Annotated in this window: 1 protein-coding gene; it reads left to right on the top strand. The window is 63.1% G+C overall.

The features are described from left to right. The coding region (locus tag ON34_RS37260; RefSeq protein ID WP_505848673.1) for a beta-ketoacyl-[acyl-carrier-protein] synthase family protein at positions 1-482 on the top strand (482 nt) is incomplete at both ends.

Here is a 482-nt window from a genome sequence, read left to right as displayed (position 1 = left end):
ATGAAGGTTGATGGTGTGTTTTTTGCTGGTGTGGGTTCGGCTGAGGTGGGTGTGGTGGATGTGGGTGAGGCGGTGGCGTGTGGTTGGTGGGATGCGGGGGTGGCGGAGCGGTCGGGGTTGGTGTCGGTGACGGTGGCGGGTGGTGTGCCGGCGCCGGATTTGGCGGTGGATGCGGGTCGTCGGGCGTTGGCGGGTTCGGGGGTGGGTGTGGGGGAGGTTGCGGGGGTGTTTCATACGAATGTGCATCCGCAGGGTCCGGATGGTTGGTCTGCGCAGCATTATGTGAATCGGCGGACGGTGAATCGTCCGGTGACGTCGGTGGAGATTCGTAATGGGTGTATCGGGTTTTTCTCGGCGGTGCATTTGGGTGCGTGTTTTTTGGGGGCTGATCGTGGTCGGTCGGCGGTGTTGGTGACGGCGGGGGATAATTTTGGTACGCCTGCGGTGGATCGGTGGGGGGCGTCGCGGTTGTTCGTGTTGGC

Origin of the sequence: Nocardia pneumoniae NBRC 100136 (genome assembly GCF_000308755.1) — a bacterium.
GTDB classification, from domain to species: domain Bacteria; phylum Actinomycetota; class Actinomycetes; order Mycobacteriales; family Mycobacteriaceae; genus Nocardia; species Nocardia pneumoniae.
The sequence above is the reverse complement of the archived record's forward strand: the minus strand, read 5'-3'. Positions and strand labels throughout refer to the sequence as shown.